The sequence below is a fragment of the Pseudarthrobacter sp. NPDC080039 genome, from assembly GCF_040702335.1.
GTDB lineage: Bacteria > Actinomycetota > Actinomycetes > Actinomycetales > Micrococcaceae > Arthrobacter > Arthrobacter enclensis_A.
Window position 1 is genome coordinate 72765 of the sequence record NZ_JBFBKY010000005.1, and the last position, 25173, is coordinate 97937.

Here is a 25173-nt window from a genome sequence, read left to right on the forward strand (position 1 = left end):
TTCTAATGGGTGCCGGCTGCTGTTGTGCAGCCGGTGTTGGTTTGCGTAGTGAGGTTCGCTTGTGGAGACCCCTTGGTCAGAGGTGTTTGAGTGGCTTCCGCGAGGTTTCGGCGGCAAACAGCACGGCCATCAGGGAGACAGCGGAGGCTGCGACGAGGTACCAGCCGGGGGCCAGCTTGCTCTGGGTCATGCCGATGAGCAGGGTGGCCATGAACGGCGCGGTCCCGCCGAACAGCGCGTTGGAGAGGTTGAAGCTGACGGCAAAGCCGCTGTACCGGACCTTGGTGGGGAACAGTTCGGCCAGGAAGCTGGGCAGCGTGCCGTCGTTGAGGGTGAGCATGCCGCCCAGCAGGATCTGGACCAGGACAATCACCAGGAAGTTGCCGGTGTCCAGCAGCATGAACGCCGGGACTGTCAGGAGCATGAACAGCACTGACGCGGTGATCAGCATCCGCTTGCGGCCGAAGCGGTCGGATGCGATGCCGGTCAGGAAGATGAAGCCGATGTAGCTGGCCAGGGCGATGGTGGTGGCGAGGAAGGACTCGGTGGGCCCAAAGCCCAGTTCCTCGGACAGGTAGGTGGGCATGTAGCTGAGGATGACGTAGAAGCCGACGGCGTTGAGCAGCACCGCTCCGCAGGCGATGATGAGCTGCTTCCGGTAGGTCCGGAACATGTCCAGCGCCGGCGCTTTGGGGGCGGACTCTTCCTGCTCAGCGAGTGCGCGGAAGGCCGGGGTGTCTTCGAGCTTGGTACGGATGTAGCGGCCGATCAGGCCCATGGGAGCTGCCAGGAGGAACGGCAGCCGCCAGCCCCACTCGTGCAGCTGGTCCGTGCTGAGCACCGAGCTGAGGAGTGCCGCGATCAGTGAGCCAAGGAGCAGGCCGGCAGCAGTGCTGGCAGGAACGACTGCGGCGTAGAGGCCGCGGCGGTTGGCCGGCGCGTATTCCACCAGGAAGGCTGAGGCCCCGGCGTACTCCCCTGCCGCGGAGAAGCCCTGGACCACCCGGACCAGGAGCAAGAGGACCGGGGCCAGCATGCCGATGGTTCCGTAGCCGGGAATGAGGGCGATGCAGAACGTGGAGACGGACATGATGACGATTGACAGGGACAGGGCCTTGCGCCGGCCCAGCTTGTCGCCGATATGGCCCCAGAAGAAGCCGCCCAGGGGACGGACGAAGAACGAGATGGCAAAGACGGCGAAGGTAGCCAGCAGCGCGGTCTGACGGTCCGCTTCGGGGAAGAAGACTGAGGAAATGACTGCGGCCAGGTAGCCGTACACCGCGTAATCGAACCATTCGACGAAGTTGCCGATGAAGCTGGCAGTGACCACCCGGCGTCGTACGTCTTTGCGGGCCACAGCGCTGTCCGTGCCCTGGCCTGCCCGGCCCGAAGGGTTGGCGTCAGCGGCAACCACTCCTGACCCGGGTGAGTTTTGTTCGGTACTCATGAAACCACCAATAAAAGTTGGAGTTGCACTGCTTGCAACGTGGTTGTTTCAAGATAGGCCGTGACGCACAACACAGTCAAGAGTTTTCCGAAACGCTTTACAGCGCTACTTCCAACAGAAGGGCTCGTGGCAGCGATCGGGCAGCATTCATCGAACGGCACGAAGTAGTTGCGTTTGAAGCAACGAGGTTGCTTTTTTTGGCAATGTGCGTCGTCTCTGCGGGGGGCACCGCCCCTTGCGAATTCCGTGTGCAGTCCCCGGCCTTCCCACATACGGGCCAAAAGACACGGGCGAACACCCCCTGCATGCCCCATACTTCCCCCATGGACGACACCACAGCGGCGGACCGGACTGCCCGAAGACCCGACAGGATCCTGCTCGCTCTGGTGGGCGTGGTGGTGGTGCTGGTGGTGGTGGCCCTGGCAGTGGTCTTCACCCGGGGCGGGCCTGCCCCGCTGGATGAGTCAAGCCCCGCCGGCGTGGTCCAGCGGTACAGCAAAGCAGTGATCGACGGCGACCTGACCGCCGCCGGGTCCTACCTCACCGAGGGTGCCAGGAGCCGGTGCAGCGGGAACTACCCGGGCGAGCCGAGGCCAGCCCGCGTGGTCCTGGTTTCGACGACGGAACGCACCGATTCAGCCACCGTGAGGGTTTCGATCGTGCATTCGTCCCAGGGCGGACCGTTCGGCCCGTCCGAGTACGAGACAGAAGACGCCTTCTCGCTCCTCAAAGTGAATGGGAAATGGATGATCGACCAGCCGCCCTACCCGCTGGTGGCCTGCGCCGTAGCGCCGGTGAAGCAATGAGCACCCCCGCAGCCACCACAGCCCCCGCCCCGGCCGGCGGACTGGCAACCCTCCGCCGCTTGATCCTGTATGTCCTGCTGTTTGCCCTGGTGGTGATCGCAGCGTCGGGACTCAGCGGCCTGCTGGAGCGCCTCTTCCGCACCACGTCCACGCTGGTCTCCGGCGACGTCGCCGGACTGGCCCTGTCGCTGGCCTTCACCCTGATCGGCGGCCCGCTGGCGTTGCTGCTGTGGTGGTTCGTTTGGCGGCGGCTTGACGACGAGGCAGAGCGCAGGGCGCCAGGCTGGGGCCTCTACCTGACCGGAATGTACGCGGTCTCGCTCATCATCGCCACCGCGTCGCTCCTGGATCTTGCCTCCTCTTTCATTGGCACGCAGGAAAGCCAGTGGCCGTCCCCACTGGCCAACGGAATAGTCTGGGCGGCGATCTGGTGGTGGCACCGGTGGATGTGGAAGCACCCCCGCAAGCCGTCATCGCACCTCGAGGACGTGAGGGCCGTCATCGGCTCCGTCTTTGGGCTGCTGCTGGGCGCTGGCGCTGCCATCGCCGCACTGAGCGTCCTCCTGGACATTGCGATCCGCGGTTTTACGGCAACGGCCGCCTTTGAACCCTGGTGGTTCGACGTCATCAGGTCCCTCATCTGGGCGGCCGGCGGAGCGGCGGTGTGGTGGTGGCACTGGTTCCGGGAGGGCGGCCGCAGGTTCCAGACCGGACTGGTGGACGTAACGATCATTGGCGTGGGCGTCTTCATGGCCGGCATCACCGCCCTGGGAGGGCTGGGCGTGATCCTGTTTGTCCTCCTGCGGCTGGCATTCGACCGCAGCGCCCCCATCAACGACCTGCTGGAGCCACTCGCCCCGGCCATCGCCGCCGTGGCCATCGGGGCACTGGTGTGGCGCTTCCACCGCACCGCCTCCGTCCACCGCTCCACCCGGACCCGGCGTGCCAGCCTCCTGGTCACGTCCGCGGCGGCACTGGCCGCAGCGGCCTCCGGTGTAGGGGTGGTGGTGAATGCGCTGCTGGCGGCCGCTGTCTCCCCGCTGGCCGGAGGTGCCACCCGGACCCTGCTCCTTGGCGGCCTCAGTTCACTGGCGGTGGGGGCACCGGTCTGGTGGCTGGCGTGGAAGCCCCGCCACCAGCCGCGGACCGCCGGGGACATTCCGCCGGGCCGCCGCGTCTACCTGGTGGCATTCTTTGGCGTCAGTGCCGTGGTGGCGCTCATTACCCTGCTCGTCATCGGCTACCGGCTCTTCGAGTACCTGCTGGGCGACGTTTCCGGCGGCAGCCTGCTGGACCGCGTCCGCGCACCGCTGGGCCTCCTGGTGGCGGCGGGGCTGGTGGCGGGCTACCACTTTGCCCTGTGGCGGCACGACCGCGCCCTGCTCGCAGCCGCAGCCCCCATCCGCAAGAGGGTCATCGAACGGATCACCCTGGTCAGTGGTTATCCGGCCGGCGTCGTGAACCCCGAGGCCTTCGGGCGCGGGATCACGGAAGCCACCGGGGGCGCCAAGGTGACCACCTGGCTAAGGGCGGACGACGGCGGCCCCGGACTTCCGCCGTCGTCCGCCCCTTTGCCCGGGGTTGCGGAGGCCGTCACGCAGGTTGCGGCCGCCTTGGAGGGGGTCGCAGCGCAATACGTGCTGGTGCTCGCGGGACCTGGATCCCGGGTGGAGGTCATTCCGCTGGCGGCGGCCGGCAGCGCTGCCGTTAGCGGCAGCCCGGCACCTGGCCGGGTCCTCCGCCCCTAGCCGGCTGGCGGAGCCCCACCTAGCGTTGGTCCTGGCAAAGGAGGCAAGGAAACCTACCCGGCGCTGGCCGTTCTTCCCAGAGGTCCCGCCATCACGCTCTGCGGCTCCACGAACAGCCACTCTCTGGCCCGAAATTCAGGGCAAGGCCGACGCTCTCGCCACCTTCTTCAGTACTGTTTTCCCGCGTGCCGGAAGGTAGATCGAAAGGTGGCAGTGGGCCAGAGCAGCGCCGTTGCTCAAGATTTGCGAAGTTTATCCCGCCAGTGGATTAACCCTCTTCCCTGCGCCTCAGGCGGTCCCTAGGGTTGGCACACAGGTTTTGCCAAGGGGGACATATGAAAAGCTCGGCCGAAGGTCTTCAGGACACCACCAACCCGGATGCCCAGCAGGTTGCTGCGCCTGACCCGCTGGAGGGCCACAACGTGGCGGAGTGGACCTCGGACTGCCTTCTGACGCTGCGAAGCCCCATCCGCTTCACCCGCGCCGACTGGCCCTGAAGCCACGGCTGGCAGGGATCCGGCCTCCGGAACCCGGTGTCACTCGGCCGGTTCGATCAGTTCCGGCCCGTCATTCCGTACGCTGTTGACCCTGGTGCTGACCACCCGGGGCGTCAGGACGGGCTCGGGCAATGAGTCCAGCAGGTGCTGGATGTCGTTCTTGTCCGTCAGGTCCGGGTTCAGCCAGTCAGCAAAGCGGTCGCGGGGAATGATCACCGGCGACCTGTCGTGGACGTGCCCCAGCGCGTCCTGCGCGGTGGTGGTCAGGATGGTGCAGCTGAGAAGCCACCTGCCCGGGTCATCCTGGGGCACGGACGGGTCGGCCCACCACTCGTACAGGCCTGCGAAGCCCAGCACCGGTTCCTTCTCGGAGTACAGGTAGTTGGGAATCTTCTTGCCGTCCTCCGTCTTCTGCCACTCGTAGTAGCCGTCAGCGGGAAGAATGGCGCGCCTTTTCACGGCCGCCTTGCGGAAAGAGGGCTTCTCCAGAATGCTCTCGCTGCGGGCGTTGATCAGTTTGTTGCCGATCTTGATGTCCTTGGCCCAGGACGGGACCAGGCCCCAGTGGGCCACGAGCAGGTGCCGCTCGATGGCGCCTTCGTCCAGCCGCTCGGCCACTATCGGAACCGGCTCCGTGGGGGCCACATTCCAACTGGGCGGGGGCGGGGTACCCTCGACTTCCTTGGCATCAAAGTAGCTCAGAAGGTCGCCGGTGGCCTTGGACATTACGTATCTGCCGCACATACGGCCATTCTGCCGGACGCGGCCCTGGTCAGCGGTTACCCCGGCCCGGCAGCATCATCCTGGGTGCAAAGGGGCGGGCCACCTGGACCACCGGTATGACCCCTGGGGGCCATGCGCCCAACACGGCCAGCGCACTGGTCCAGGTCGTTACCCGCCGTTTCAGGCCCGCCCGGCTCAGGGGTTAGCTGGAGGCTTCGCGCTCGATTTCCTCGGCGAGGTCGTCCACTTCTTCGGGCCGGACCTGGATGCCCGCTTCCTCGAAGCGTTCCTCAAGGACATGGCTGACGTCGTCCTGGACATGGCCCAGCTGAATGTCGTGCCGGACATCCTCGGCGATGGCCTCAGGCGTCTCCTCGTGGTCGGTTCCGGCCACGATCCCGTCGTTGCCGTCAAAGGGGTCGTTGGCGCCGCCGGCTTCGGAATCAGTCATACTCCATCGTTACCCTTCACCGTCCTTCAGTAAACGGGCGGAAGGAGCCTGGGTGGGCGTTCGACGGCGGCCGCTTCCCGCCGTCGTACACCCACCCACTGCCTCAGGAGACTTGGGCGAGGATGCCGTCGAGGCGGCCGAGGAGTCCCGGCCAGCCGTTGCCCATGCCCTCGATCGCGTGGCGGCCCATGGGGGTGTCGAGCTGGAAGCCTGCGTGCTCGAAGTGAAGGATGGTGGCGCCGTCCACCGGTTCCAGGCGCCAGGTGATGGTGGTGTCCAGCTGGCCTTCGGAGAAGAGGAAGCTGATGGAGGTGCCGGGGTCCACGGTGAGGACTTCGCACTGCTGCCGGCCCCAGGCGTCCATGTCCATGGTGAAGCGGTGGCCCACTACGGGGGCGATGTTGCCCGGCGCCCACCAGCGTGCCAGCAGCTCTGGCGTGGTCAGCGCCGCCCAGACCGCCTCCATGGGGTGGGCGTAGCGGCGTTCCAGCCGGATGGCGTTCTCGGTCATGATGGTTTCTCCTCGTCCAAAAGGTCTGCCAGGGCGTCCAGCCGCTGGTTCCAGTAGTGCTCGAAGTGCTTTACCCAGCCGCCGATCTCGGCCAGACCGGCGGGCTGGAGGTGGTACACCCTGTTCCTGCCCTGACGCTCTTCCCGGACCAGGCCTGCTTCGCGGAGCACTGCGAGGTGTTCGGATGCTGCCGGCCGGCTGAGGTCCAGCAGGCCGGTGAGTGCGCCGGCCGTCCTGGGACCGTGCCGGAGCTCGTCCAGGATGACGCGCCGGGCCGGGTTGGACACGGCGGCGAAGACGTCGGGAAGCACCCCTAAAGTATACGTCGGATATTTCCGACGTATGAATCGTTGGCTGTTCAGGTATTGTTCTCGCGCCATGCAGGCGGGTCTAGCGGGGCCGCATCTGCCGGGTTTAGGCTGGCCCGATGTTGACTATCGGAACCCTTGTCCTCGGCGTCAACGACATTGCCGCCGCCACCAGCTTCTGGCATGACGCTCTCGGCTATGTCCCCCGGGAAGAAGGTGACGATACGTGGGTGACCCTTGCGCCGGCGTCGGGCCCGGGCGCGGTACTGTCCCTGATGCTCAGCGAAACCCCCGTGCAGGAGCACCCGCGGATCCACTTGGACCTGTATGCGGATGACCAGGAGGCGGAGGTGGAACGGCTCGTCTCGCTCGGCGCCAAGCGCGTCGACTGGGACATGTACCCCGAGGATCCCGACTTCGTGGTCCTCGAGGATCCGGACGGAAACCGGTTCTGCGTCATCGACAAGAGCCCGGAGTAGGGCGCCCCGGGAACAAGACCGCCGACCCCACCGTTGGGATCCGTACCGTCACGATTCTGTGGCGGCAGCGACGGAAGGAACCTCATGGTCAGGGCTATCTGGAACGGGAAAGTCATCGCCGAGTCCGCGGACACCGTGGTGGTGGAAGGGAACCATTACTTTCCGCGCGACGCCGTCAACGCGGCCTACCTTCGGGAGAGCACCAAGAACACCTTTTGTCCCTGGAAGGGGACGGCCAGCTACCACACGCTGGAAGTGGACGGCGAGCTGAACGATGCCGCGGCCTGGTACTACCCGGAGCCCAAGGCGCGCGCCAGGCACATCGAGGACCGGATCGCGTTCTGGCGCGGCGTCACCATCGAGGAATAGCAGGACTGAAGCGGGCGACGGCGGGTGGGCACGGGGCGTCGTCCGCTTCAGTTTGCGGGGTACCGGCCTCGTCATGCGCGGGGTAACGTGACGATCAGGTGAGCACCCATTCGAGGAGGAATTGGGACATGGAAGTCGTCACGATCGAAACGCCCCAGCTTGGTGACCGCACGTACCTGGTCCATGACGGGGAGGTGGGGGTGGTCATCGATCCCCAGCGCGACACCGACCGGGTAGACAAGGCTGTGGCCGATGCCGGGGTGAGGATCACGCACGTGGCGGAAACCCACATCCACAATGACTATGTGACGGGCGGCCTGCAGCTGGCCAGGGCGCACAACGCTGCCTACCTGGTCAGCGCGGAGGACGACGTCCCGTACCAACGGCAGCCGGTTTCGGACGGTGACACCGTGCACGTCGGGCGGCTGGTCCTCAGAGCGGTGGCGACCCCCGGCCACACGCACCACCACCTTTCCTACATCATCACCGACGGTGACCGGCAGGCCGTGTTTTCCGGCGGCAGCCTGCTCTACGGCTCCGTGGGACGCACCGACCTGGTGAGCGCGGAAGACACCGAGCCGCTGACCCACCACCAGTACGCCTCGGTACGCCGCCTGGTGGAGGAAGCCGGAAAGGACGCTGGCCTCTACCCCACCCATGGCTTCGGTTCCTTCTGTTCATCAGGACCGGCCAGTGGAGCGGAAGCCTCCACCATCGGCGAGCAGCTGGCGGAAAACCATGCCCTCACCGACCCCGACGAAGAGCACTTTGTCCGCGAACTCATCCACAACCTCACGGCATACCCCTCCTACTACGCGCACATGGCTCCCATCAATATGGCCGGGCCCGCGGCGCCGGACCTGGAGTTGCCGGACTCGCTGGACGGGGATGAGCTGGCCTCCCGGCTGGGGCGCGGTGAGTGGGTGGTGGACCTGCGGAACCGCATCGCGTTTGCCGGCAACCACCTCAGCGGGAGCGTCAGCTTTGAATATGGCGACGGTACCCAGTTCACCGCTTTCCTGGGCTGGGTGCTCCCATGGAACGAGAAGCTGACCCTCGTCGGCGAGCGGCAGGACGTGGAGGACGCCATCCGGGATCTATCCCGCATTGGCATCGACAACCCGGACGCAGCCATCGGCGCCGGCCCCGCGGAAGTGGCACCGGGGGCGGCCACTTCCTGGTACGAGAGCGTGGGCTGGAAGGAAGTCCTGCAGAAGCCCGGGGATGACACCGTTTTGGACGTCCGGCGCACCGATGAGTTCCAGGACTCCCACATCCGGGACGCCGTGAACATCCCTGTTCACGAGCTGCTCCGGCGAATGGACGAAGTCCCTCCGGGGCGGCTCTGGGTGCACTGCGGCTCGGGATACCGCTCGGCTGTGGCGGCAAGCCTCCTCCAGCGCGCCGGCCGCGACGTGGTCCACATTGACGGGAACTTCCACCGGGCAGAGAAAGCCGGCCTTCCGGTGGTATACCCGAAGGGAGACTGACGACGACGGGTGGGCGCCCGCCGTCGTCAGCTTTGCCCGGCGCCCCCCCTTGTGGTCAGCACCAAAATTGCGAGAAGTGTCCGGTCAGGGCCTTGCCTTGGTTGTAGCCGGCCTGCGCGGCTGCCGGGCGCAGGGACAGGTTCATCGCGTTGGGCCCGAACATGTGCTCAGCTTCGCTGTCCGGGAAGATGGTTTCCACCCTGCTGCCGGCTGCCCGCAGTTCCTCCACCTGCGCTGACAGCTGCATGCCCCATTCCAGCGGCATCCTCGTCCTCCCGCCGAAGGGTGACAGTACCAGCACGCGTGCGCAGCCGGCTGCCAGGTCGGCGTTCTCGTTGCGCCGGTAGCCGCCGTCGATGTAGCTGTTGGTCCCAATCCGGTAGGCGGAGGCGCTGGAACAGCTCGCTGCCACGGCGTCCACCAGGGCCACGCCGCTGTGACAGTCAAAGACCACCGGTTTACCGGTCTTTGCGTCGACCGCAGTGATGAGCAGCTCGTGATCCGGCCATTCGGGTTTCGGCAGCCGTGCCGCGACGGCGGAGCGCCACCGCTCCGAGGCGTCAAAACCTTCGGCCAGGTCCAGGGCGGCCGCACCCATCCTCCGGCGCATGTCGGGCGCGTTCCCGGAGGCGGCGATGATCCTGCCGGTCCGCTCCAAATGGCTTGGGACCGGATTGCCGGCAGCTGCCGCTGCCGCCGGGTGGGGCCGTTGCGGGAGCGGTGCGTTAAGAATGGCGGCATAGAGTTTGGCCGGGGTGGCACCAGCGATCTGGGCGGCCGCGGTGGATCCGGCGGAGGTTCCGATGACGCGATCGGCGCCGGTCACGTCCAGGCCGGCATCGGCCAGGCCGGCGAGGATGCCGATCAGCCATGCGTTGCCTGTTGATCCGCCGCCGCCAAGGACGAGGGCGCGTTGGGAGGAGGCCTGTGAAGATGGTGTTGAGTTCATTGGGAGTCGCCTTTCGCGAATAGCCTGTTCGGCGCTCCCGGTGGCGGCTAGTTCAGTCGCGCGATCGTGGGCTGCGAGGGAGCACCCATTGCGGATACTGCGTTCATGGGGCTCACCTCCTGGGGACGGGTCACGATCAGGGGAATCCTGGCACACCGGCCACGCGGTCCGCAACAGGTACAGGAAGGGGACGACGGCGGGTACCCGCCGTCGTCCGCCCACCCTGGCTTCTTTCCTAGACTTCGCCGCGCCAGCCGCCCGTTTCAGTGCCGCGGGACTCGAGGAAATCCTTGAACTTCCGCATGTCGGCCTTCACCTGCATCTCGTCGATCTTGAGTGCCGCGCCGGCCTTTTCAGTAACGGTTTCCGGCGCCCATTCGAAGTGGACCTTGACCTTCGTGTGGTTGGCATCCAGCGGCGTGAACCTGATGATGCCGGCGTGCGACTTGCCGTCGATGCTGCGCCAGGCGATCCGGTCGTCAGGCTCCTGGTCGACGATTTCCGTATCGAACTCCCGCCTGACGCCGCCCACGTTGGTGATCCAGTGGTTGGTGGTGTCCGTCAGTTGAGTAATCGACTCCACGCCGGACATGAATTTCGGAAAGGATTCGAACTGGGTCCACTGGTTGTACGCGGTCCGCACCGGGACGGCGACTTCAACGGTCTCTTCTACCTCTTGAACGTGTGCCATCTGCTGCCTCCTTCTGTTGGACGGCCGCATCAGCGGACCGGCAAGGCTTGCCATCCTGCCGGTCAGGCAGCCGCCACCCTTGCACGATAAGTCCGCCCATCATCAGTGTCCAGACCTAAAAGCGGGAAGGGGTCGACGGCGGGTGGGTACCCGCCGTCGACCCCTTCCCGTTGGGTGCCTACTGGCTGAAGGGGATCTTTTCCCAGCTCAGGACGGCGCCTCCCTTGGCGTTGTTGCCGGCCACAGAGAAGCGGACGTAGTCCACGGCGTTGTTGGCGCCGTCCACGGTGATGCGCTTCAGGTTGTCCGCGGCGGGTGCGCCGTAGATATCCAGCCAGGGCGAGCCGGCGGCGAGGGGCTGGTTTGCCGTGAAGATGTGGCTGTCGCCGTTGATGAGGTAGACGGGAGCGTCGAAGCTATTGGTCTCCTCGACGATGGCCTGCACGACTTCCCGGAAGCCAGAGACGGTCTCCGGGTTGGCGGTGGCGTCGGCGAGGAGCGACGGATCGAACATGTCGGCCTGCTGCATCAGCACCACGGCGCGGTCGTTGCTGCGCCTGGCGTCCTCGAACGTCTGGTGGATCTGCGCGATGACGGCGTCCGTCCGGTGCTGCACCTCGGCCAACTGTTCCGGCGTCGGGGTGCTCTTGCCCAGCCCGGTCCACGGCAGGAGCGAATTGTTGCTGCCCTGGACGTTCAGGGCGGAGAAGGCCACCCGGTTCTTCTCGAAGCGGACATCCTCGGGGAGCCCCAGGTTCTCCTGCGACTTCACCGGCATGGTGGCGCCGAGGGTCTTGCCGGGTTGGTTGAAGAAGACCTCCCGGATCTTAGCCAGGCGTTCCAGGGGGTTGTAGGCGCCGTTGTTGATGCGGTGGCAGTCCACCCACTCGTTGTCCCCGGGTGTGTAGACCAGCGGGTGGGTGAAGGTGTCGAACTGGGCGCGGATGTAGGAGAAGTACTCGTCAGAGCAGAGGGAGGAGCCGTTCTTGATATCGCCCACGTGTGCTACAAACTTGAGGTCCTTGTCCGCGTTGAGGTCCTGGATGTGCGAGGGGAACCTGGCGATCTCGGCGGCGCCGTACGGGATGTCGCCGATGGCGGCGAAGGTGAAAGCCTGGTTGCTGTCGCTGGTGTTGTCCGCCGCTTTGGCTGATTCGGCGAAGGCAGGCTGGGATGCAAGGAGGCCAAACGCCAGGGTGAGTGCCGCCGTCGTGGTTTTCATTGTCTTTGAGGGCATGGGACGGTCCTGTTTCTCGTGGGGTCTGGGCTGGCGGTGAACTGGGCTGGGCCGGACCCGTATGTGCCGGGCTGGACTGTTCCCGGCAGGACCGGGATGTAGGCGCAGCGGGCTGAGGCGTCGCGGGCGGCAAGGAGTCGCGGGCGTTAAGGAACTGTTGGAGGGCGGAAGGGTGCGTGAAAAGAATGCTCTGCCTGCCGTAACGGTTTGCGGCGCCACGGTGGCTGGCGGGTGAACGGGAGGGGACAACGTGCTCGCGCGTCAGCTGGGCAGAGCTCGTGCGTCTGCTGGGCGCGCCTGCGGTTCCGAACGTCAGCCGGCATGCCGACAGCGCCGGCACGTCGGCAGGTCGGCAGGACACACAGGACCGCCCCCGCGTGCCGCGGGCAACGCAGCTACTGGCTGCTTACGGGCGTCAATTTGCCACGCGCGGGTTTGATGCAGCAGCTACGAGGCCACGAGGAAGTCGACGATGACTGCCTCCAGCGGACTGCCTTCTTTTGGCAGGCAGCCGGTTTCGGGCAGGCAGCCCGGGGGCCAGAGTGTTGGTTCCCGGTCCGGTTGTTCGGCGTTGTAGTGACGGCCGGCTGGCGAGATCCAACCGGGTGGCTCATTCATGGCAGCCGGACCGGGGCTCCAGCCGCTCCGATGCTTGAGTCGATGGTGTTTGGGACACACCTGTCCGAGGTTGCTGATGCCGGTGGCGCCTCCGTTCTCCCAGGCTAAGAGGTGGTCCGCCTCATTGTCCTGGCTGGGGTTGCTGCAGCCGGGGAAGGTGCACTTTCCGTCGCGCATGCGCAACCACCGCTTGAGTGCCTCCGGGAGCCGGTAGCTGGTCCGGCCAATTTCAAGCGGCGCCCCGTCGCGGGGGTCCACCAGGACGCGGTAGAACGAGCTGGCGCCTTCCGAAACGAGTGCGCGCGCCATCGATGCCGGGATGGGACCGTAGTTGTCGAGTTCGGCGGGTTCGTCCGTGGCACCGAGGAGGGAAAAGACCGGAACCGTGACCAGCACATCCGCCTTGAGGGATGGCACAGACCCGGCCAGCTCACCCGAATTCCCCAGCAGCAAACCGGCGGCCACATCGGCCCTGAGCTGGGTCAGGGTGCGCGGTTCATCAGGTCCCTGCAGTCCACGCGCCAAGGCAGACGTTTTGTTCCAAATGGCAGACGCCGTGTCCGCAGCCAGGCAGAGCGAGATCCATGCCATCCCATCGCGGTCCGGCGAGTACTCCATCCGCCGGTCTTCAACCGACTTCGCGTGCCTGCTTTGGAGGGATTCCGGATGATGGCGCTCCCGCCAGGCACGCACCTTCCGGCGGAAGCGGGCCGGTGCCAGCTCCCCCGCGGGGGCACCCCTGGCCGCATTCGGTGCGTCGGGGTCAAGGAAGTGCGCCTCCAGTGCGGCAGCAGCGGGAGTGCCGAGACCACTGGTCTCATCGACGATGATCCGGGCGTGCTGCCATGAAATCTCCCCGGCCTGCAAGGCATCCAGTGCCGCCGGCAAGGCTGTGGTCAGCGCGTGGGCCTCCCCCAGCAGTGCTGCTGCGGCGCGTTCCCCAACAGTCAGCACGCAGGCGATTTCCGCGACCAGGCTCACTTCGCGCGCCGACGACTCATACGCGCTTTCCGCCGGCGCTTCCATGGCAGCCGCTGCTTCCGCATACTCGGCGAGCAGGCGCATTTTGACGGCTGCAGTGGCAGCTTCGATCCGGGCCACGACGCCCAGGCCGTCCAGGCGGGACCCGGTAAGTTCCCGCAGCGGATCATGACTGTCGACGCCGTGAGCACTATCCGCAGCTTCCGAAGAAACGCGCAGGACTCCGGTCAGTTCGTCCACCATCGCAGTCAGGGACGTGACGGCATCGGCCAGACCGGCCCCGCCTTTCGCATCCACAACCGCCCTGGTTTCCATAAGCACAGCCTGCCACGAGGGTCTGACATTTTGAGTGGGCGATTGCAGCGCGCGCGTACGCCACCGCAGCTCACGGGTCCTGGCTGCCCTGCTTGCGGATGTTTTACATCCCGGAGACGCGAAACCGCCACGTGGCCCTCCGCCGAACGCGACGTGCGGGCGGGAGGTATCCGTCAGTTTGCCGTTGCACAACCGCGCGCCTTGCCGTCACTCTTGGCGGAACGCCGAGATGCCCGTGATCCGCTGGCCCAGGATAAGAGTATGGACCTCGTCCGTACCTTCATAGGTTCGCACTGATTCAAGGTTGTTGGCGTGCCGCAGCGGCGAGTAGTCGAGAGTGATTCCGTTTCCCCCAAGGATGGTGCGCGCTTCACGGCAGATGGCGATGGCCTCGCGGACGTTGTTCAGCTTTCCCACGGAGATCTGCACTGGCTCCAGCGTCCCGGCGTCCTTCAGGCGGCCGGTATGAAGTGCCAGCAGGGTCCCCTTTTGTATTTCCAACAACATATTCACGAGCTTTTCCTGCGTGAGCTGGTAGCCGGCGAGGGACTTTCCGAACTGGAGACGGTCCCGTGCGTAAAGCAAGGCGGCCTCGTAGGAGTCCCGCGCGGCGCCCATGGCACCCCAGATGATCCCGTAGCGGGCTTCGTTAAGGCAGGAGAAGGGGCCCCTGAGTCCCCGCGCGCCGGGCAGGAGCGCCGTGGCCGGCACCCGGACCCCATCGAGGCTGATGTCACATTGGATTGAGGCCCGCATAGACAGCTTCGAGCTGATCGGCGTCGCGGTGAAGCCGGGGGTGTCCGTCGGGACAATGAACCCGCGGATACCGTCGGCAGTATTGGCCCAGATGACAGCAATCTGCGCCACGGAAGCAAGGCCAATCCAACGCTTTGCCCCGTTGATGACCCAGCCACCATCTCCGTCAGGTGCCGCGAAAGTTGCCATGCTGGAAGGATCCGAACCGGCAGTGGGTTCGGTGAGCCCAAAGCATCCGATCTTCTCGCCCCGAGCCATGGCGGGCAGGTGCTCGTTCCGCTGCTCCTCGGACCCCCACTTGTGAATGGCGCTCATGGCCAGGGAACCCTGGACGCTGACGAACGTCCGAAGCCCTGAATCGCCGGCTTCCAATTCCATGGCAGCCAGGCCGTACTCAACTGCGCTGCGGCCCGGGCAGCCGTAGCCCTTCAGGTGCATCCCGAGAACCCCCAGCTTCCCAAGTTCGGGAACAAGTTCGAGCGGGAAGTGCGCATCCTCATACCAGCCAGCGATGTTGGGCCGGATCCGTTCATCCACGAAGTCCCGGACAGTGCTGCGCAGCTGCAGTTCCTGGGGGCTCAGGAGGCTGTCGAGGTTGAGCACGTCGTCGGGGACCAAGGCGGTTAGGGTTACGGTCACGGTCGGTTCTCCTGGCAGGTCAAGGGTGGCTTGGCGGCGATACTGGCGTGATTTGCACCGCCAGTGATCTCCACCACTGTGCCAGTCCGATTGCCCTCCGATCCAATACCTAATAATGATTCCGCTGATGCCTTGTACGCATCAATCAAGGCCTTCAAGCCGGTGATGGAAGGACCTCTTCCGAGAGCCGGAGTACCTCGCGCAGCGCTGGACTGGCGTTGTCTTTCCGCCAGACCAGCCGCAGCTGGATGACGTCAGCCGGGTCGTCGAGGGGAAGAAACACGACACCCGGGTGGCTGAAGTTCTCCGGCACGGAGGACACCGTCAGGGCAACACCGATTTCGGCCGCCACGAGGGCCATAAGCGTCTGCGAATCCGGCGCCACCTGGGCAATATCCACGACGTATCCCGCGGCGCTGGAGAGTCTCCGAAGGTGGTCATGGAGGATGGCGCCCGGATGCTCCGGCAACGTGACGAAAGGCTGGCCCGCGAGGTCTGCCATGCGCAGCGAAGCCTGCCCGCTCAGGGGGTGGCTTTCATACAGGGCCACGACGAGCCGCTCGTTGGCCACGATCCGCGAGTCGAGGACGGCAGGAATGAAATTCCAGCGGCCCAGGCCGACCTCCATGGCCCCGCTCATGACCTTGTCCATGGCCGGAAGAGCGAAGTTGGAGCTGGACAGCTCAAAGTCGATTCCGGGGTGAACCTCCCGGACGCGCTTGGCAAGCCTGCCAACCATCACATGCGAGGAAACCCCCGCAAAGGCGACGCGCACGCGCCCAGTTTCGCCGCGGCCCACCGAGGCGACCGCGAGGCGGCCACGCCGGCAGCCCTCCAGTATTTCGCGTGCCGGGCCGACAAGCGCCTGGCCCTCGGCGGTCAGCTGAACCGTCCGCGTGCTGCGGATAAACAGGGGCGCCTTCAATTCGTGCTCAAGCCGCTGGATAGACCGGCTCAACGGCGGCTGGGCCATATGGAGCCGGCGTGCAGCCCTGCCGAAATGTAGCTCCTCGGCCACGGCGAGGAAGGCCCGGATCTGGTGTATTTCCACTCCCGCTCAGCTCCTTCCCGGGTAAACGTCATTGTTCATACGCCCAACATACCCAAAAGGAACGGAACGACATTGATGGCCTACGGGTATCAGTCCGGCACTAAATACGTATTGGACGCGAATCAGTCAACTTGCGAGGGTAGGTGATGCAGACCACATAGCGGAGGAAGCAGATGACACAACCGACTAACAAATCGGGCTCCAGCAGACACGGCCGTCCCGCCGGAGGCTACGACAACCCCAGCCTTGACGCCCTGGGCCGACCCAGCGCCGGGCCCCTCGCGGGCATTGTGGTGGCGGATTTCAGCAGGGTCCTGGCCGGCCCGTACGCCACCATGCTCTTGGCTGACATGGGTGCCACCGTGATCAAGGTGGAGGGTCCTGAGGGCGACGACACGCGCACCTACATGCCCCCGGTCAGGGACGGGGAGGCCACTTTCTTCCTCGCTGTGAACCGCAACAAACACTCCATTGCCCTGGACCTGAAAAATCCGGAGGACCTGGATGTGGCGCGTTCCCTGATCCGCTCCGCTGACGTCATGATCGAGAATTTCAAGCCCGGCAACATGGCTCGCTTGGGCCTGGACTACGCCTCCGCCGCCGAATTGAAACCGGACATTATCTATGCCTCCATCACTGGATTCGGTACCGGAGCCGGCGCGCACATTCCCGGATATGACCTGTTGGTGCAGGCCGCCTCGGGAATGATGAGCCTGACCGGGGACCAGGACACCCAACCGTACAGGGCAGGCATCGCCCTGTTCGATGTCATCACAGGACTGCACGCTGCAATCGGCATTCTGGGGGCGCTCCACCACAAGGACCGGACCGGCCAGGGTCAGTTGGTGGAACTGAACCTGCTGACCTCGGCCCTGTCCGGCATGGTTAACCAGTCCGCGGCCTACGTAACGGGCGGTGTAGTGCCCACCAGGATGGGGAACGAGCACCCCAGTATGTATCCGTACGCTCCGATGCAGACCGGTGACGGCACCATCATCATCGCGACGGGAAATGATGCCCAGTTTGTCCGGCTGTGCGGGGCACTGGGTATTCCCGGAGTCGCCCGGGACCCAAAGTTCGCCACTACGCTGCAGCGCAATGCCAACCGAAACGAGCTGCGCGGTATCCTCCACGCCCAGTTGGCTACCCAGTCAGCCGAGGAATGGTTCCGTGAGCTCTCGGCGGCAGGGCTGCCGTGCGCTCCGATTCAGGATGTCCGCGGCGGTGTCGATCTCGCCGAACAGCTCGGGCTGAACCCGGTAGTGCTTGCCGGCGATGGGACCCGGAAGATACCGACTGTTCGCCATCCCGTCGAATACTCCCGAACCCCGGTGGACTACTCGCTCGCGCCCCCGGAACTGAACGAAAGCTCCGGGCTGGTGCGGGACTGGCTGCTGCACCGGAAAGCCCTGGCCCATGCCTGAGGCGTACCGGACCCGCGTCTGTCCGAGGTGGTCCGACCAGGACCTTAACGGACACATCAATCATGCCGCTGTCGTGACACTCCTGGAGGAGTCAAGGATCAAGTGGCGATCCTCGATGCCGGGAACCCGCCCGGCCGAAGCGACTCCCACGGTGGTGGCGAGCCTCGAATTGAATTACCGGCAGCCGGTCCATCACGGCGAAGACCTGGAGGTTGAACTGATCGTGAGCAGGATCGGCACGAGTTCGTTCAGTCTGGAATTCAGGGGCACCCAGCACGGCGCAGTCGCCGTGGACGGCCGGACCGTGCTGGTTTCGGTCCATCCAGGCACCGGCAGGTCCCGGCCCTTGGCGGATCACGAGCGCCGCTGGCTCACCCTTTTCCAGCCCTCACAAGGAAATACGGACCCTCAGGGGACGCGGATCCCCGATCACACACCACTGGAGCTCACCCAATGACACTCGAAACGGCCGCGAACGGCACCGACTTTTACCTCATGGACGACTTCCTCAGCGCTGAGGACCGTGCGCTCCGGCTGAAAGTCCGCGCCTTCGTCGACAAAGACCTGCTGCCGGTCATCAACGGTTACTGGGAACGTGCCGAGTTTCCCTTCGAGCTTGTTCCCAAACTTGCCGCGCTCGGCATCGCCGGAACAACCATTCAGGGCTATGGCTGCCCCGGGCTAAGCCGGCTTGCCGCCGGGATCGTTGCCGCCGAGGTCTCCCGCGGCGACGGTTCCGTCAACACCTTCCTCGGTGTCCAGTCCGGACTGGCGATGGGTACCATCAACATGCTCGGCAGCGAGGAGCAAAAACAGCGCTGGCTCCCCGCCATGGCGACCCTTCGCAAGATCGGCGCCTTCGCCCTGACCGAACCCGAGCACGGGTCCGATTCCGTGGCGCTGGAAACCAGCGCACGGCGGGATGGGGACAGCTACATCATCAGCGGGCGCAAACGGTGGATCGGCAACGCCAGCATGGCCGACGTCGTCATCATCTTTGCCCGCGACGAAGCGGACGCCAAGGTCAAGGCGTTCGTGATGGAGCGTAACGGGGACGGCAGCTTTCCGGACGGGTACTCCACCGAAGTCATCACCGGCAAGATCGGCAAGCGGGCGATCCTCCAGCCGGACATCACCCTCGATAACCTCCGGGTCCCGGCCGCCAACCGGCTCACGGAATGCCACTCATTCAAGGACGTCACCCGGGTGCTCACCTCCACGCGCAGCGGCGCGTCCTGGGAGTCCTACGGCCATGCCATGGCCGCATACGAGATTGCATTGGACTACGCGAAGACCCGCCAGCAGTTCGGCAAACCGATCGGCAGTTTCCAACTGGTGCAGAACAAGCTGGCCAACATGCTCGCCGAGCTGACGGCCATGCAGCTGATGTGCTTCAGACTGGCCACGCTCGCCGAGGACGCTCGGATGACCGGGCCGATGGCCTCGCTGGCCAAGATGCAGACCGCGCGGAAAGCCCGCTGGATCTGTTCCGAAGCGCGGGACATGCTCGGCGGCAACGGCATGCTGCTGGAGAACCACGTAGCGAGGCACATGACCGACATGGAGGTCGTCTCCACCTACGAGGGCACAGACTCCATCCAGTCCCTTCTCGTCGGCCGGGAGATCACCGGCCTCTCCGCCTTCAGCTAGCTCCGCGCCGGGCTGGCCCGGACTTGCCAGAGCACGTTCCAAACATAAGCAAAGGAAGATTTCATGAACAACTTCACCGACAAGGTGGCAGCAGTCACCGGCGGGGCGCAGGGGATCGGCGCGGCCACCGCGTTGAAACTGGCCACCGGAGGTGCCACCGTCGTCGTCCTTGACCTCAACGAGGACGGCGCCAAGGACACCGCACAGCGGATCTCGGACCACCCGGACGTCTTGGCAGCCGGCGGAAAGGCCGTTGCCGCCTGCTGCGACGTCACGGATGAGGCAGCCGTGGACGGGGTGTTCGATGGCATCCACCGGGAGTTTGGCCGACTGGACATCCTGGTGAACAATGCCGGCATTACCCGCGACAACATGTTTTTCAAGATGGAGCGGCCGGACTGGGATTCGGTCCTGACCACCAACCTCACCAGCGCCTACCTCTGCTCACGAGCTGCCCAGCGTTACATGGTTCCGGCCAAGTACGGCAAGATTGTCTCGCTCAGCAGCCGCAGCGCGTTGGGCAACCGTGGCCAAGCCAACTACGCGGCCGCAAAGGCCGGCATCCAGGGCCTGACTGCGACGCTTGCCATCGAACTGGGGCCGTTCAACATCACGGTCAATGCCGTGGCACCGGGTTACATCGCCACTTCGATGACCGCCGCAACGGCACAGCGTGTTGGCGCCAGCCCGGCCGAGCACCAGCAGGCGGTGGCGGAGCGCACCCCGCTGGGACGGGTCGGCCAGCCGGAGGAGGTGGCCGCCGCCGTGGCTTTCTTCGCCGGTGACGACTCCTCTTACATCTCCGGCCAGACCCTCTACATCAACGGCGGGGCCCGCTGATGCCCGAGGCATTCCTCGTCGGCGGCGTCCGCACCCCGGTAGGCCGTCACGGCGGCGCGCTCGCCACGGCCCGCCCCGACGACCTGGCCGCGCTGGTGCTGCAGGCCGCAGTCGACCGCGCCGGCGTCGATCCTGCCACCCTCGACGAGGTCATCCTGGGCTGTGTGAACCAGGCCGGGGAGGACAACCGAAACGTTGCCCGGATGGCCGCGCTGCTGGCCGGGTTCCCGCATGCGGTTCCGGCGGTGACTGTCAACCGGCTGTGCGCCTCCGGCCTAACCGCCATCAGCATGGCCGCGCAGTCGGTGCGCAACGGTGACGCCGACCTTGTGGTGGCCGGCGGAGTGGAGTCGATGACCCGCGCTCCTTGGGTGATGGCCAAGCCGGAGAAGCCCTATGGCAGACCGGGTGAACTAGCGGACACCTCAATCGGTGCGCGGTTCGTTAACCCGCGGATGGAATCCGGCGCTCTGTTCTCCATGCCGGAGACGGCTGAAGAAGTAGCCGGCCGGGAAAACATTTCCCGTGCCGACGCGGACAGCTTTGCACTGCGCTCGCACAACCTTGCTGTGGCCGCGATCGACGCGGGCCGCTTTAGAGATGAGATAGTCCCTGTTCCGGTCAAGGGCAAGCGGGGGGAAGTCTCGCTGGTGGACACCGATGAGGGGCCCAGGCGCGGGTCAAGCGCTGATGCCCTCGCGGCCCTCCGGCCGATCGTGGCGCCCGGTGGAGTGGTCACCGCCGGCAACTCAAGTTCCCTCAACGACGGCGCATCCGCAGTGGTGGTCGCCAGCGGTGAGGCCGTGGAGCGCTACGGCCTCACCCCGCGGGCCCGCATCGTCACCAGCCAAGCGGCCGGTGTCGCGCCGGAAGTAATGGGCATCGGCCCGGTGCCTGCGACCCAAAAGGCACTGGCCAAGGCGGGCTGGGGCCTGGCGGAGGTGGGCGCCGTCGAACTCAATGAGGCGTTCGCAGCGCAGGCGCTGGCCTGCATGCGGCTGCTTGGTATGGATGCGGGAACCGTCAACAACGACGGCGGCGCGATCGCCTTGGGGCATCCCCTGGGCTCCTCCGGATCACGGATCGTCATCACGCTGCTGGGCCGGATGGAACGCGAAAACGCCAACCGGGGCTTGGCCACCATGTGCGTAGGCCTGGGCCAGGGCGTCGCCATGCTGCTGGAAAGGGTTTAGATGAGACTGTTCAAGGACGCCGCCGAGCTGGCCAGCATGACTGGGCAGGAGATCGGGGTGAGCGGATGGCATACCCTGGACCAATCCCAGATCCAGGCCTTCGCCGACGCCACCCTGGACCAGCAGTGGATTCACACGGAACCGGAGCGGGCTGCGGGCGGACCTTTCGGCACCACCGTCGCTCACGGCTACCTCAGCTTGTCGCTGCTGCCATACCTGGCCGGCCAGGTATACCGGGTCGATGGGGCCGCGATGATCATCAACTACGGCCTGAACAAGGTAAGATTCCCGGCGCCTGCCAGGGTCAACTCGCGGATCAGGGATCGGCTGACGCTGGCCTCGGTGAGCGAGACAGCTAAAGGGCGGCAGCTGCAGTTCAACCATGTAATCGAGCTGGAAGGCTCGCAGAAGCCTGCCTGCATAGCGGAGACTGTCTCCCTGCTCCCACGCTGAACTGCTCCTCAAGACCTTGCACCACCACCCGAACAAAGACGTTACGGCCGGGCCTGCCTGCAGGCTCTTCACGAGGAAGAAACTCCATGAGCACAGAAAACCCCAATCTGACATACGCCGACGCTGACCCGCACGGGCTGGCGCCGGGACTGGAGGTGGCGCCGGCTGAACTGCGCCGCACCTCCATCTCGTCCTTCCTTGGTTCCGCCTTGGAATACATGGACTTTACGCTTTACACTCTGGCGGCGGCGCTGGTCTTCGGGCCACTCTTCTTCCCTAATACAGACCCGGCCATGGCATTGTTGGCCAGCTTTGCGGCCTTCGGTTCCGGGTTTCTCGTCCGGCCCCTGGGAGGTATCTACTTCGGGTACCTTGGGGATAAATATGGCCGGAAATCCGTCCTGGTCATCACCGTGGGAATGATGGGGATCGCCACTCTGGGAATGGGTCTGTTGCCCACGTTTGCCCAGATCGGGGTCGTGGCCCCAATCCTCCTGGTGCTCCTGCGGCTTATCCAGGGCTTCGGCGCTGGCGCTGAGCTATCCGGGGCTTCGCTGCTGCTCGTGGAATCCGCCCCTTCCGGCAAGCGCGGTTTTTATGGGGCGGTGGTGGCACTGGGAACGGCGACCGGTGTGCTGTTGGCGAGCGGTCTGTGGCTGCTCCTCTCGCAGATGCCCAAGGATGAATTCCTCGCCTGGGGATGGCGCCTTCCCTTCCTCCTGAGCGTCGGTACCACCCTCGTGGCGCTGTACCTGCGGCGCAGCGTGAGCGAATCACCGGTTTTCGAGGTGATCAAGGCGCGGCGTGCGGCGGCGCGGCTGGAGGCCAGGCAACAAAGCGTCTGGCGTGACGTTGCGGATTCCAAGAAGGCCTTCCTCGTCTCACTAGGCATCAAACTCGGCGAAAACGGTTCGGTCTACCTCGTCAAGGGATTCCTCATCGGCTGGACGGTATCGGTGGTGAAAATGGATGCAAACCTGGTGACTACCGGCGTCACGCTTGGCTCCGTTTTGGGCGTGCTCACGGTCCTGCTGACCGGGAAGCTCACTGACCGGTTCGGCAGGCGCAAGGTATGGCTCTGGCTCTCCGGGTTCCAGTTCGCGTTCACCATTCCTGCGATGCTGATGATCGAAACACGTAACCCCATATTGGTGGCCCTGGTCTTCGTTGTCTATGTAGGCGGTCCGCTGCCGAACCTGTATGGCGTGGAGTCCACTTGGCTGGTGGAGATGTTCGGATCCAAGCGCCGCTTCTCCTTTATGACGACCGTCAAGGAAATCGGCGCCGTCCTGTCCGGCGGTCTTGGCCCCATCATTGCTGCCAGCGTCGTTGCTGCGACAGGACCGGGATGGATCCCGGTAGCGGGAATCCTCATGGCCTACGCTGCGATCGGCCTTGTGGCCGGGTTCTTCGCTCCGGAAACCAAGGGCCGGGACCTCAACGCGGAGGCTGACGCGTTCTAGGCCCACGGAGCGGACGACGGCGGGTGGACACCCGCCGTCGTCCGCTTTCATTTGTGCGGGACGGGGTTCAATTCCACCATCTTGTCGGTCGGTCTTCGCTGGGAATGAGTGCAACATGACGGCAGCCATTAGCCGTTGCGTGTGAATGTCGCTCCCCGGATGTAAGTTTTGCAGCAGCATCTTTGAAATTGCTGACGGGCCCGTGGTGGTGCCCGGCTAAAGGGAACTTACTGGGGGTAGGACATGGAATTCGCGGAGAAGCTTTCAGCTTTGGCGGCAAAGGTGCGTCAGCAACGGGATGTGATCCAAACCGAAGAGGCAACGAAGAATGCCTTCGTGATGCCATTCATTTCGACAATTCTCGGCTACGACGTCTTCAATCCGTTGGAAGTGGTCCCCGAGTTCATAGCCGATGTTGGGCTGAAGAAGGGCGAGAAGATCGACTACGCCATCGTCAAGGACGGCGACGTGCAGATCCTGATTGAGTGCAAGAAGTCCACGGAGCCCGTGAAGATCGAGCACGCATCACAGCTCTTCCGCTACTTTGCCGTCACCAACGCGCGGATCGCCATCCTTACCAACGGCGAGGTCTACCAGTTCTTTACGGACCTCGACGCACCAAACCGTATGGATGCCAAGCCTTTCCTTGTGCTGGATTTGAACGACATCGACCAGTCACTTATCCCTGAACTGCAGAAGCTGTCCAAGGACGTTTTCGACCTCGACTCGATCATCAGCGCCGCAGGTGAACTGAAATACATCGGCGAGCTGAAGCGGACCCTGGCTGCCCAGTTCAAGGAGCCTGAAGATGAATGGGTAAAGTTCCTAACAGCCAGGGTCTATTCGGGGCCGTACACGCAAAAAGTGCGGGAGCAGTTCACCACCCTGGTTGGGAAGGCCACCAAGCAATTCCTCAATGACCAAGTCAACGAACGGCTGAAGAAGGCCCTCGGTAACCCTGGATTCCCGCAGACCGAGGACACAGCCGCACCCTTGGCGGTTACCAGCGCCCCAGTGGCCGAAGCCGATCTCGCTGAAGCCGATGGTCTGGAGACGACGCTGGAGGAAATTGAGGGCTACCAGATCGTGCGCGCAATTGTCTGCAGCGAGGTCAAACCGGCACGCGTGGCTCAGCGTGATGCAAAGTCCTATTTCGCCGTGCTCCTCGACGATAACAACCGCAAGCCCATTGCGCGGCTGCATTTTAATCGAACCCAGAAATACATCGGCATCTTCGACGACAGCAAGGAAGAGACTCGGGTTCCCATCAACTCGCTTGAGGAGATTTACGAGCACACGGAAGCGCTGCGCGCGACCGTCAAGAGTTACCTGTGACAACGGCAGGGCGGTCAAGCCCCATGCCACGGTGGAGGGCGCCAGGGGCTCTATAGCTGGCGGAATCACTCAACCAGAGCCCCTTGACCTTGACGACCGGTACCGTCCAAGGCTTCATACAGTGACTCATGCCATTGGCATTGACCCGTCCGAGCGCTCTCGATGAGTCTTTCGGCTCTACCAGCAGTTTGGCCGCTCGAAGAAGATTTCGTGAGATGGTCTGGACTCTGGCCGTCTCAGAAATCCGAATTGAAAGCAGGAAGCGATGATGATTTCGGCTAAGACCCTCACCCGCTCGGCGACCGCCCTTGGTATCAGCGGAGCCCTTGCGCTAATCGCATCACCTGCTATGGCAGCCAGTGGAGGTGCCTCCAGCGGGGGTGCGCAGGTAGTAAACGAGTCGGGCTGCCAGAACACATCCGATGGGACAGTGTGTTCAAAAATCCACAGCGTTGTTAATACTGTGACCACTCCAAGCGGCATTGAAAACAACATCAGCACTGACCGTGTCTACTCCACAACCTCACACCCGGACGGCACTACCGATTGGTACTCGAATATTTACAGGGACCACTCCATGACGCGGGCAGGGAAACTGCAGGAAAGGAGCACCCACGTTGACTTCTCGGCAGCCAATTGCACTTACTTGGCCGACATTCACTACGCCAACGGCGAGTACCAGTTCCACAGGATCAACTTTGACTGCCCGCACTGACCCGGGTCTCCTCACAGAGCCCTAAACAGATCCT

At 64.6% G+C, this 25173-nt stretch carries 26 protein-coding genes; 15 read left to right on the forward strand and 11 right to left on the reverse strand.

The annotated features are described in order from the left end of the window. Positions 1–76 precede the first annotated feature (76 nt). Entirely contained in the window at positions 77–1447 is a 1371-nt protein-coding gene (locus tag AB0313_RS07900; RefSeq protein ID WP_366304701.1) for an MFS transporter, read from the reverse strand. Between the two features lie 323 nt (positions 1448–1770). Here AB0313_RS07900 and AB0313_RS07905 point away from each other — a divergent pair, with 323 nt between their 5' ends. The 3 genes from AB0313_RS07905 to AB0313_RS07915 all read left to right on the forward strand — a co-directional run bounded on the left by AB0313_RS07905 (position 1771) and on the right by AB0313_RS07915 (position 4498). Then, on the forward strand, positions 1771–2253 hold the full coding sequence (locus AB0313_RS07905; protein ID WP_141945755.1) for a hypothetical protein: 483 nt from the start codon (positions 1771–1773) through the stop codon (positions 2251–2253). Further along, positions 2250–4001, forward strand: coding sequence for a DUF5671 domain-containing protein (locus AB0313_RS07910; protein WP_366304703.1), 1752 nt, complete (start codon positions 2250–2252; stop codon positions 3999–4001). Before AB0313_RS07905 ends, AB0313_RS07910 begins: the two co-directional genes overlap by 4 nt. Positions 4002–4336: 335 nt before the next feature. After that, on the forward strand, positions 4337–4498 hold the full coding sequence (locus AB0313_RS07915; RefSeq protein WP_160147597.1) for a hypothetical protein: 162 nt from the start codon (positions 4337–4339) through the stop codon (positions 4496–4498). A 39-nt stretch (positions 4499–4537) separates the two neighbouring features. Here the strand turns inward: AB0313_RS07915 and AB0313_RS07920 are convergent, their stop codons facing one another. From AB0313_RS07920 to AB0313_RS07935, 4 genes are all read right to left on the reverse strand, one after another. After that, complete coding sequence (locus AB0313_RS07920) at positions 4538–5242, reverse strand: SOS response-associated peptidase (protein WP_141945749.1); 705 nt, start codon at positions 5240–5242, stop codon at positions 4538–4540. 181 nt (positions 5243–5423) lie between these two features. After that, on the reverse strand, positions 5424–5672 hold the full coding sequence (locus AB0313_RS07925) for a hypothetical protein (protein ID WP_141945747.1): 249 nt from the start codon (positions 5670–5672) through the stop codon (positions 5424–5426). Positions 5673–5775: 103 nt separating this feature from the next. Continuing rightward, positions 5776–6183 (reverse strand): SRPBCC domain-containing protein, encoded by a 408-nt coding sequence (locus tag AB0313_RS07930; RefSeq protein WP_141945745.1) that lies wholly within the window; start codon positions 6181–6183, stop codon positions 5776–5778. Next, the gene (locus AB0313_RS07935; RefSeq protein WP_141945743.1) at positions 6180–6494 is read right to left on the reverse strand and encodes a metalloregulator ArsR/SmtB family transcription factor; all 315 of its coding nucleotides are present in this window, start codon (positions 6492–6494) and stop codon (positions 6180–6182) included. The genes AB0313_RS07930 and AB0313_RS07935 overlap by 4 nt, the downstream gene beginning before the upstream one ends. A gap of 116 nt (positions 6495–6610) precedes the next feature. Between AB0313_RS07935 and AB0313_RS07940 the strand changes: the two genes are divergently transcribed. The 3 genes from AB0313_RS07940 (at position 6611) to AB0313_RS07950 (ending at position 8829) form a co-directional block, all read left to right on the forward strand. After that, the gene (locus AB0313_RS07940) at positions 6611–6970 is read left to right on the forward strand and encodes a VOC family protein (RefSeq protein ID WP_141945740.1); all 360 of its coding nucleotides are present in this window, start codon (positions 6611–6613) and stop codon (positions 6968–6970) included. 84 nt (positions 6971–7054) lie between these two features. Next, on the forward strand, positions 7055–7339 hold the full coding sequence (locus AB0313_RS07945; protein ID WP_307304055.1) for a DUF427 domain-containing protein: 285 nt from the start codon (positions 7055–7057) through the stop codon (positions 7337–7339). Between the two features lie 128 nt (positions 7340–7467). Next, a complete protein-coding gene (locus tag AB0313_RS07950) occupies positions 7468–8829 on the forward strand; it encodes an MBL fold metallo-hydrolase (protein ID WP_366304707.1) in 1362 nt (453 codons plus the stop codon). Between the two features lie 55 nt (positions 8830–8884). On the opposite strand, the gene AB0313_RS07955 is transcribed toward AB0313_RS07950, so the two are convergent. The 6 genes from AB0313_RS07955 to AB0313_RS07980 all read right to left on the reverse strand — a co-directional run bounded on the left by AB0313_RS07955 (position 8885) and on the right by AB0313_RS07980 (position 16066). After that, positions 8885–9778 carry a patatin-like phospholipase family protein gene (locus tag AB0313_RS07955; protein WP_366304709.1) on the reverse strand — a complete coding sequence of 298 codons (894 nt, stop codon included), beginning with the start codon at positions 9776–9778 and terminating at the stop codon, positions 8885–8887. Between the two features lie 235 nt (positions 9779–10013). Beyond that, complete coding sequence (locus AB0313_RS07960) at positions 10014–10469, reverse strand: SRPBCC family protein (RefSeq protein WP_141945734.1); 456 nt, start codon at positions 10467–10469, stop codon at positions 10014–10016. Positions 10470–10647: 178 nt separating this feature from the next. Next, positions 10648–11706, reverse strand: coding sequence for a hypothetical protein (locus AB0313_RS07965; protein ID WP_366304711.1), 1059 nt, complete (start codon positions 11704–11706; stop codon positions 10648–10650). A gap of 447 nt (positions 11707–12153) precedes the next feature. After that, on the reverse strand, positions 12154–13620 hold the full coding sequence (locus tag AB0313_RS07970; protein WP_366304713.1) for a DUF222 domain-containing protein: 1467 nt from the start codon (positions 13618–13620) through the stop codon (positions 12154–12156). Between the two features lie 207 nt (positions 13621–13827). Next, positions 13828–15015, reverse strand: coding sequence for an acyl-CoA dehydrogenase family protein (locus AB0313_RS07975; protein ID WP_366304715.1), 1188 nt, complete (start codon positions 15013–15015; stop codon positions 13828–13830). Between the two features lie 154 nt (positions 15016–15169). Then, the gene (locus AB0313_RS07980; RefSeq protein WP_366304717.1) at positions 15170–16066 is read right to left on the reverse strand and encodes a LysR substrate-binding domain-containing protein; all 897 of its coding nucleotides are present in this window, start codon (positions 16064–16066) and stop codon (positions 15170–15172) included. Between the two features lie 173 nt (positions 16067–16239). On the opposite strand from AB0313_RS07980, the gene AB0313_RS07985 reads away from it, so the two are divergent. From AB0313_RS07985 to AB0313_RS08025, 9 genes are all read left to right on the forward strand, one after another. Then, positions 16240–17490 carry a CoA transferase gene (locus AB0313_RS07985; RefSeq protein ID WP_366304719.1) on the forward strand — a complete coding sequence of 417 codons (1251 nt, stop codon included), beginning with the start codon at positions 16240–16242 and terminating at the stop codon, positions 17488–17490. After that, entirely contained in the window at positions 17483–17947 is a 465-nt protein-coding gene (locus tag AB0313_RS07990; protein ID WP_366304721.1) for a thioesterase family protein, read from the forward strand. Before AB0313_RS07985 ends, AB0313_RS07990 begins: the two co-directional genes overlap by 8 nt. Beyond that, positions 17944–19140, forward strand: coding sequence for an acyl-CoA dehydrogenase family protein (locus AB0313_RS07995; protein WP_366304723.1), 1197 nt, complete (start codon positions 17944–17946; stop codon positions 19138–19140). Before AB0313_RS07990 ends, AB0313_RS07995 begins: the two co-directional genes overlap by 4 nt. A gap of 63 nt (positions 19141–19203) precedes the next feature. Next, positions 19204–19980, forward strand: a complete 777-nt coding sequence (fabG, locus tag AB0313_RS08000) for a 3-oxoacyl-ACP reductase FabG (protein ID WP_366304725.1) — start codon at positions 19204–19206, stop codon at positions 19978–19980. After that, positions 19980–21173, forward strand: a complete 1194-nt coding sequence (locus tag AB0313_RS08005; RefSeq protein ID WP_366304727.1) for an acetyl-CoA C-acyltransferase — start codon at positions 19980–19982, stop codon at positions 21171–21173. The genes fabG and AB0313_RS08005 overlap by 1 nt, the downstream gene beginning before the upstream one ends. Continuing rightward, positions 21174–21626: a MaoC family dehydratase gene (locus AB0313_RS08010; RefSeq protein ID WP_366304729.1), complete on the forward strand. Its 453-nt coding sequence runs from the start codon at positions 21174–21176 to the stop codon at positions 21624–21626. Positions 21627–21712: 86 nt separating this feature from the next. Further along, complete coding sequence (locus tag AB0313_RS08015; protein WP_366304731.1) at positions 21713–23089, forward strand: MFS transporter; 1377 nt, start codon at positions 21713–21715, stop codon at positions 23087–23089. Positions 23090–23332: 243 nt separating this feature from the next. Next, a complete protein-coding gene (locus tag AB0313_RS08020; RefSeq protein ID WP_366304733.1) occupies positions 23333–24424 on the forward strand; it encodes a type I restriction endonuclease in 1092 nt (363 codons plus the stop codon). Positions 24425–24887: 463 nt separating this feature from the next. Continuing rightward, on the forward strand, positions 24888–25139 hold the full coding sequence (locus AB0313_RS08025; protein WP_366304735.1) for a hypothetical protein: 252 nt from the start codon (positions 24888–24890) through the stop codon (positions 25137–25139). The last annotated feature ends 34 nt before the right edge of the window (positions 25140–25173 follow it).

Bases quoted from the DNA above. Each gene is read 5' to 3' on its own strand.
- AB0313_RS07925 (WP_141945747.1), bottom strand. From the start codon at position 5,672: ATGACTGATTCCGAAGCCGGCGGCGCCAACGACCCCTTTGACGGCAAC.
- fabG (WP_366304725.1), top strand. From the start codon at position 19,204: ATGAACAACTTCACCGACAAGGTGGCAGCAGTCACCGGCGGGGCGCAG.
- AB0313_RS07995 (WP_366304723.1), top strand. From the start codon at position 17,944: ATGACACTCGAAACGGCCGCGAACGGCACCGACTTTTACCTCATGGAC.
- AB0313_RS07945 (WP_307304055.1), top strand. From the start codon at position 7,055: ATGGTCAGGGCTATCTGGAACGGGAAAGTCATCGCCGAGTCCGCGGAC.
- AB0313_RS07930 (WP_141945745.1), bottom strand. From the start codon at position 6,183: ATGACCGAGAACGCCATCCGGCTGGAACGCCGCTACGCCCACCCCATG.
- AB0313_RS07940 (WP_141945740.1), top strand. From the start codon at position 6,611: ATGTTGACTATCGGAACCCTTGTCCTCGGCGTCAACGACATTGCCGCC.
- AB0313_RS08005 (WP_366304727.1), top strand. From the start codon at position 19,980: ATGCCCGAGGCATTCCTCGTCGGCGGCGTCCGCACCCCGGTAGGCCGT.
- AB0313_RS07990 (WP_366304721.1), top strand. From the start codon at position 17,483: ATGCCTGAGGCGTACCGGACCCGCGTCTGTCCGAGGTGGTCCGACCAG.
- AB0313_RS07965 (WP_366304711.1), bottom strand. From the start codon at position 11,706: ATGCCCTCAAAGACAATGAAAACCACGACGGCGGCACTCACCCTGGCG.
- AB0313_RS07950 (WP_366304707.1), top strand. From the start codon at position 7,468: ATGGAAGTCGTCACGATCGAAACGCCCCAGCTTGGTGACCGCACGTAC.
- AB0313_RS07915 (WP_160147597.1), top strand. From the start codon at position 4,337: ATGAAAAGCTCGGCCGAAGGTCTTCAGGACACCACCAACCCGGATGCC.
- AB0313_RS07955 (WP_366304709.1), bottom strand. From the start codon at position 9,778: ATGAACTCAACACCATCTTCACAGGCCTCCTCCCAACGCGCCCTCGTC.
- AB0313_RS08010 (WP_366304729.1), top strand. From the start codon at position 21,174: ATGAGACTGTTCAAGGACGCCGCCGAGCTGGCCAGCATGACTGGGCAG.
- AB0313_RS07970 (WP_366304713.1), bottom strand. From the start codon at position 13,620: ATGGAAACCAGGGCGGTTGTGGATGCGAAAGGCGGGGCCGGTCTGGCC.
- AB0313_RS07910 (WP_366304703.1), top strand. From the start codon at position 2,250: ATGAGCACCCCCGCAGCCACCACAGCCCCCGCCCCGGCCGGCGGACTG.
- AB0313_RS07960 (WP_141945734.1), bottom strand. From the start codon at position 10,469: ATGGCACACGTTCAAGAGGTAGAAGAGACCGTTGAAGTCGCCGTCCCG.
- AB0313_RS07905 (WP_141945755.1), top strand. From the start codon at position 1,771: ATGGACGACACCACAGCGGCGGACCGGACTGCCCGAAGACCCGACAGG.
- AB0313_RS08020 (WP_366304733.1), top strand. From the start codon at position 23,333: ATGGAATTCGCGGAGAAGCTTTCAGCTTTGGCGGCAAAGGTGCGTCAG.
- AB0313_RS07920 (WP_141945749.1), bottom strand. From the start codon at position 5,242: ATGTGCGGCAGATACGTAATGTCCAAGGCCACCGGCGACCTTCTGAGC.
- AB0313_RS07900 (WP_366304701.1), bottom strand. From the start codon at position 1,447: ATGAGTACCGAACAAAACTCACCCGGGTCAGGAGTGGTTGCCGCTGAC.
- AB0313_RS07985 (WP_366304719.1), top strand. From the start codon at position 16,240: ATGACACAACCGACTAACAAATCGGGCTCCAGCAGACACGGCCGTCCC.
- AB0313_RS08015 (WP_366304731.1), top strand. From the start codon at position 21,713: ATGAGCACAGAAAACCCCAATCTGACATACGCCGACGCTGACCCGCAC.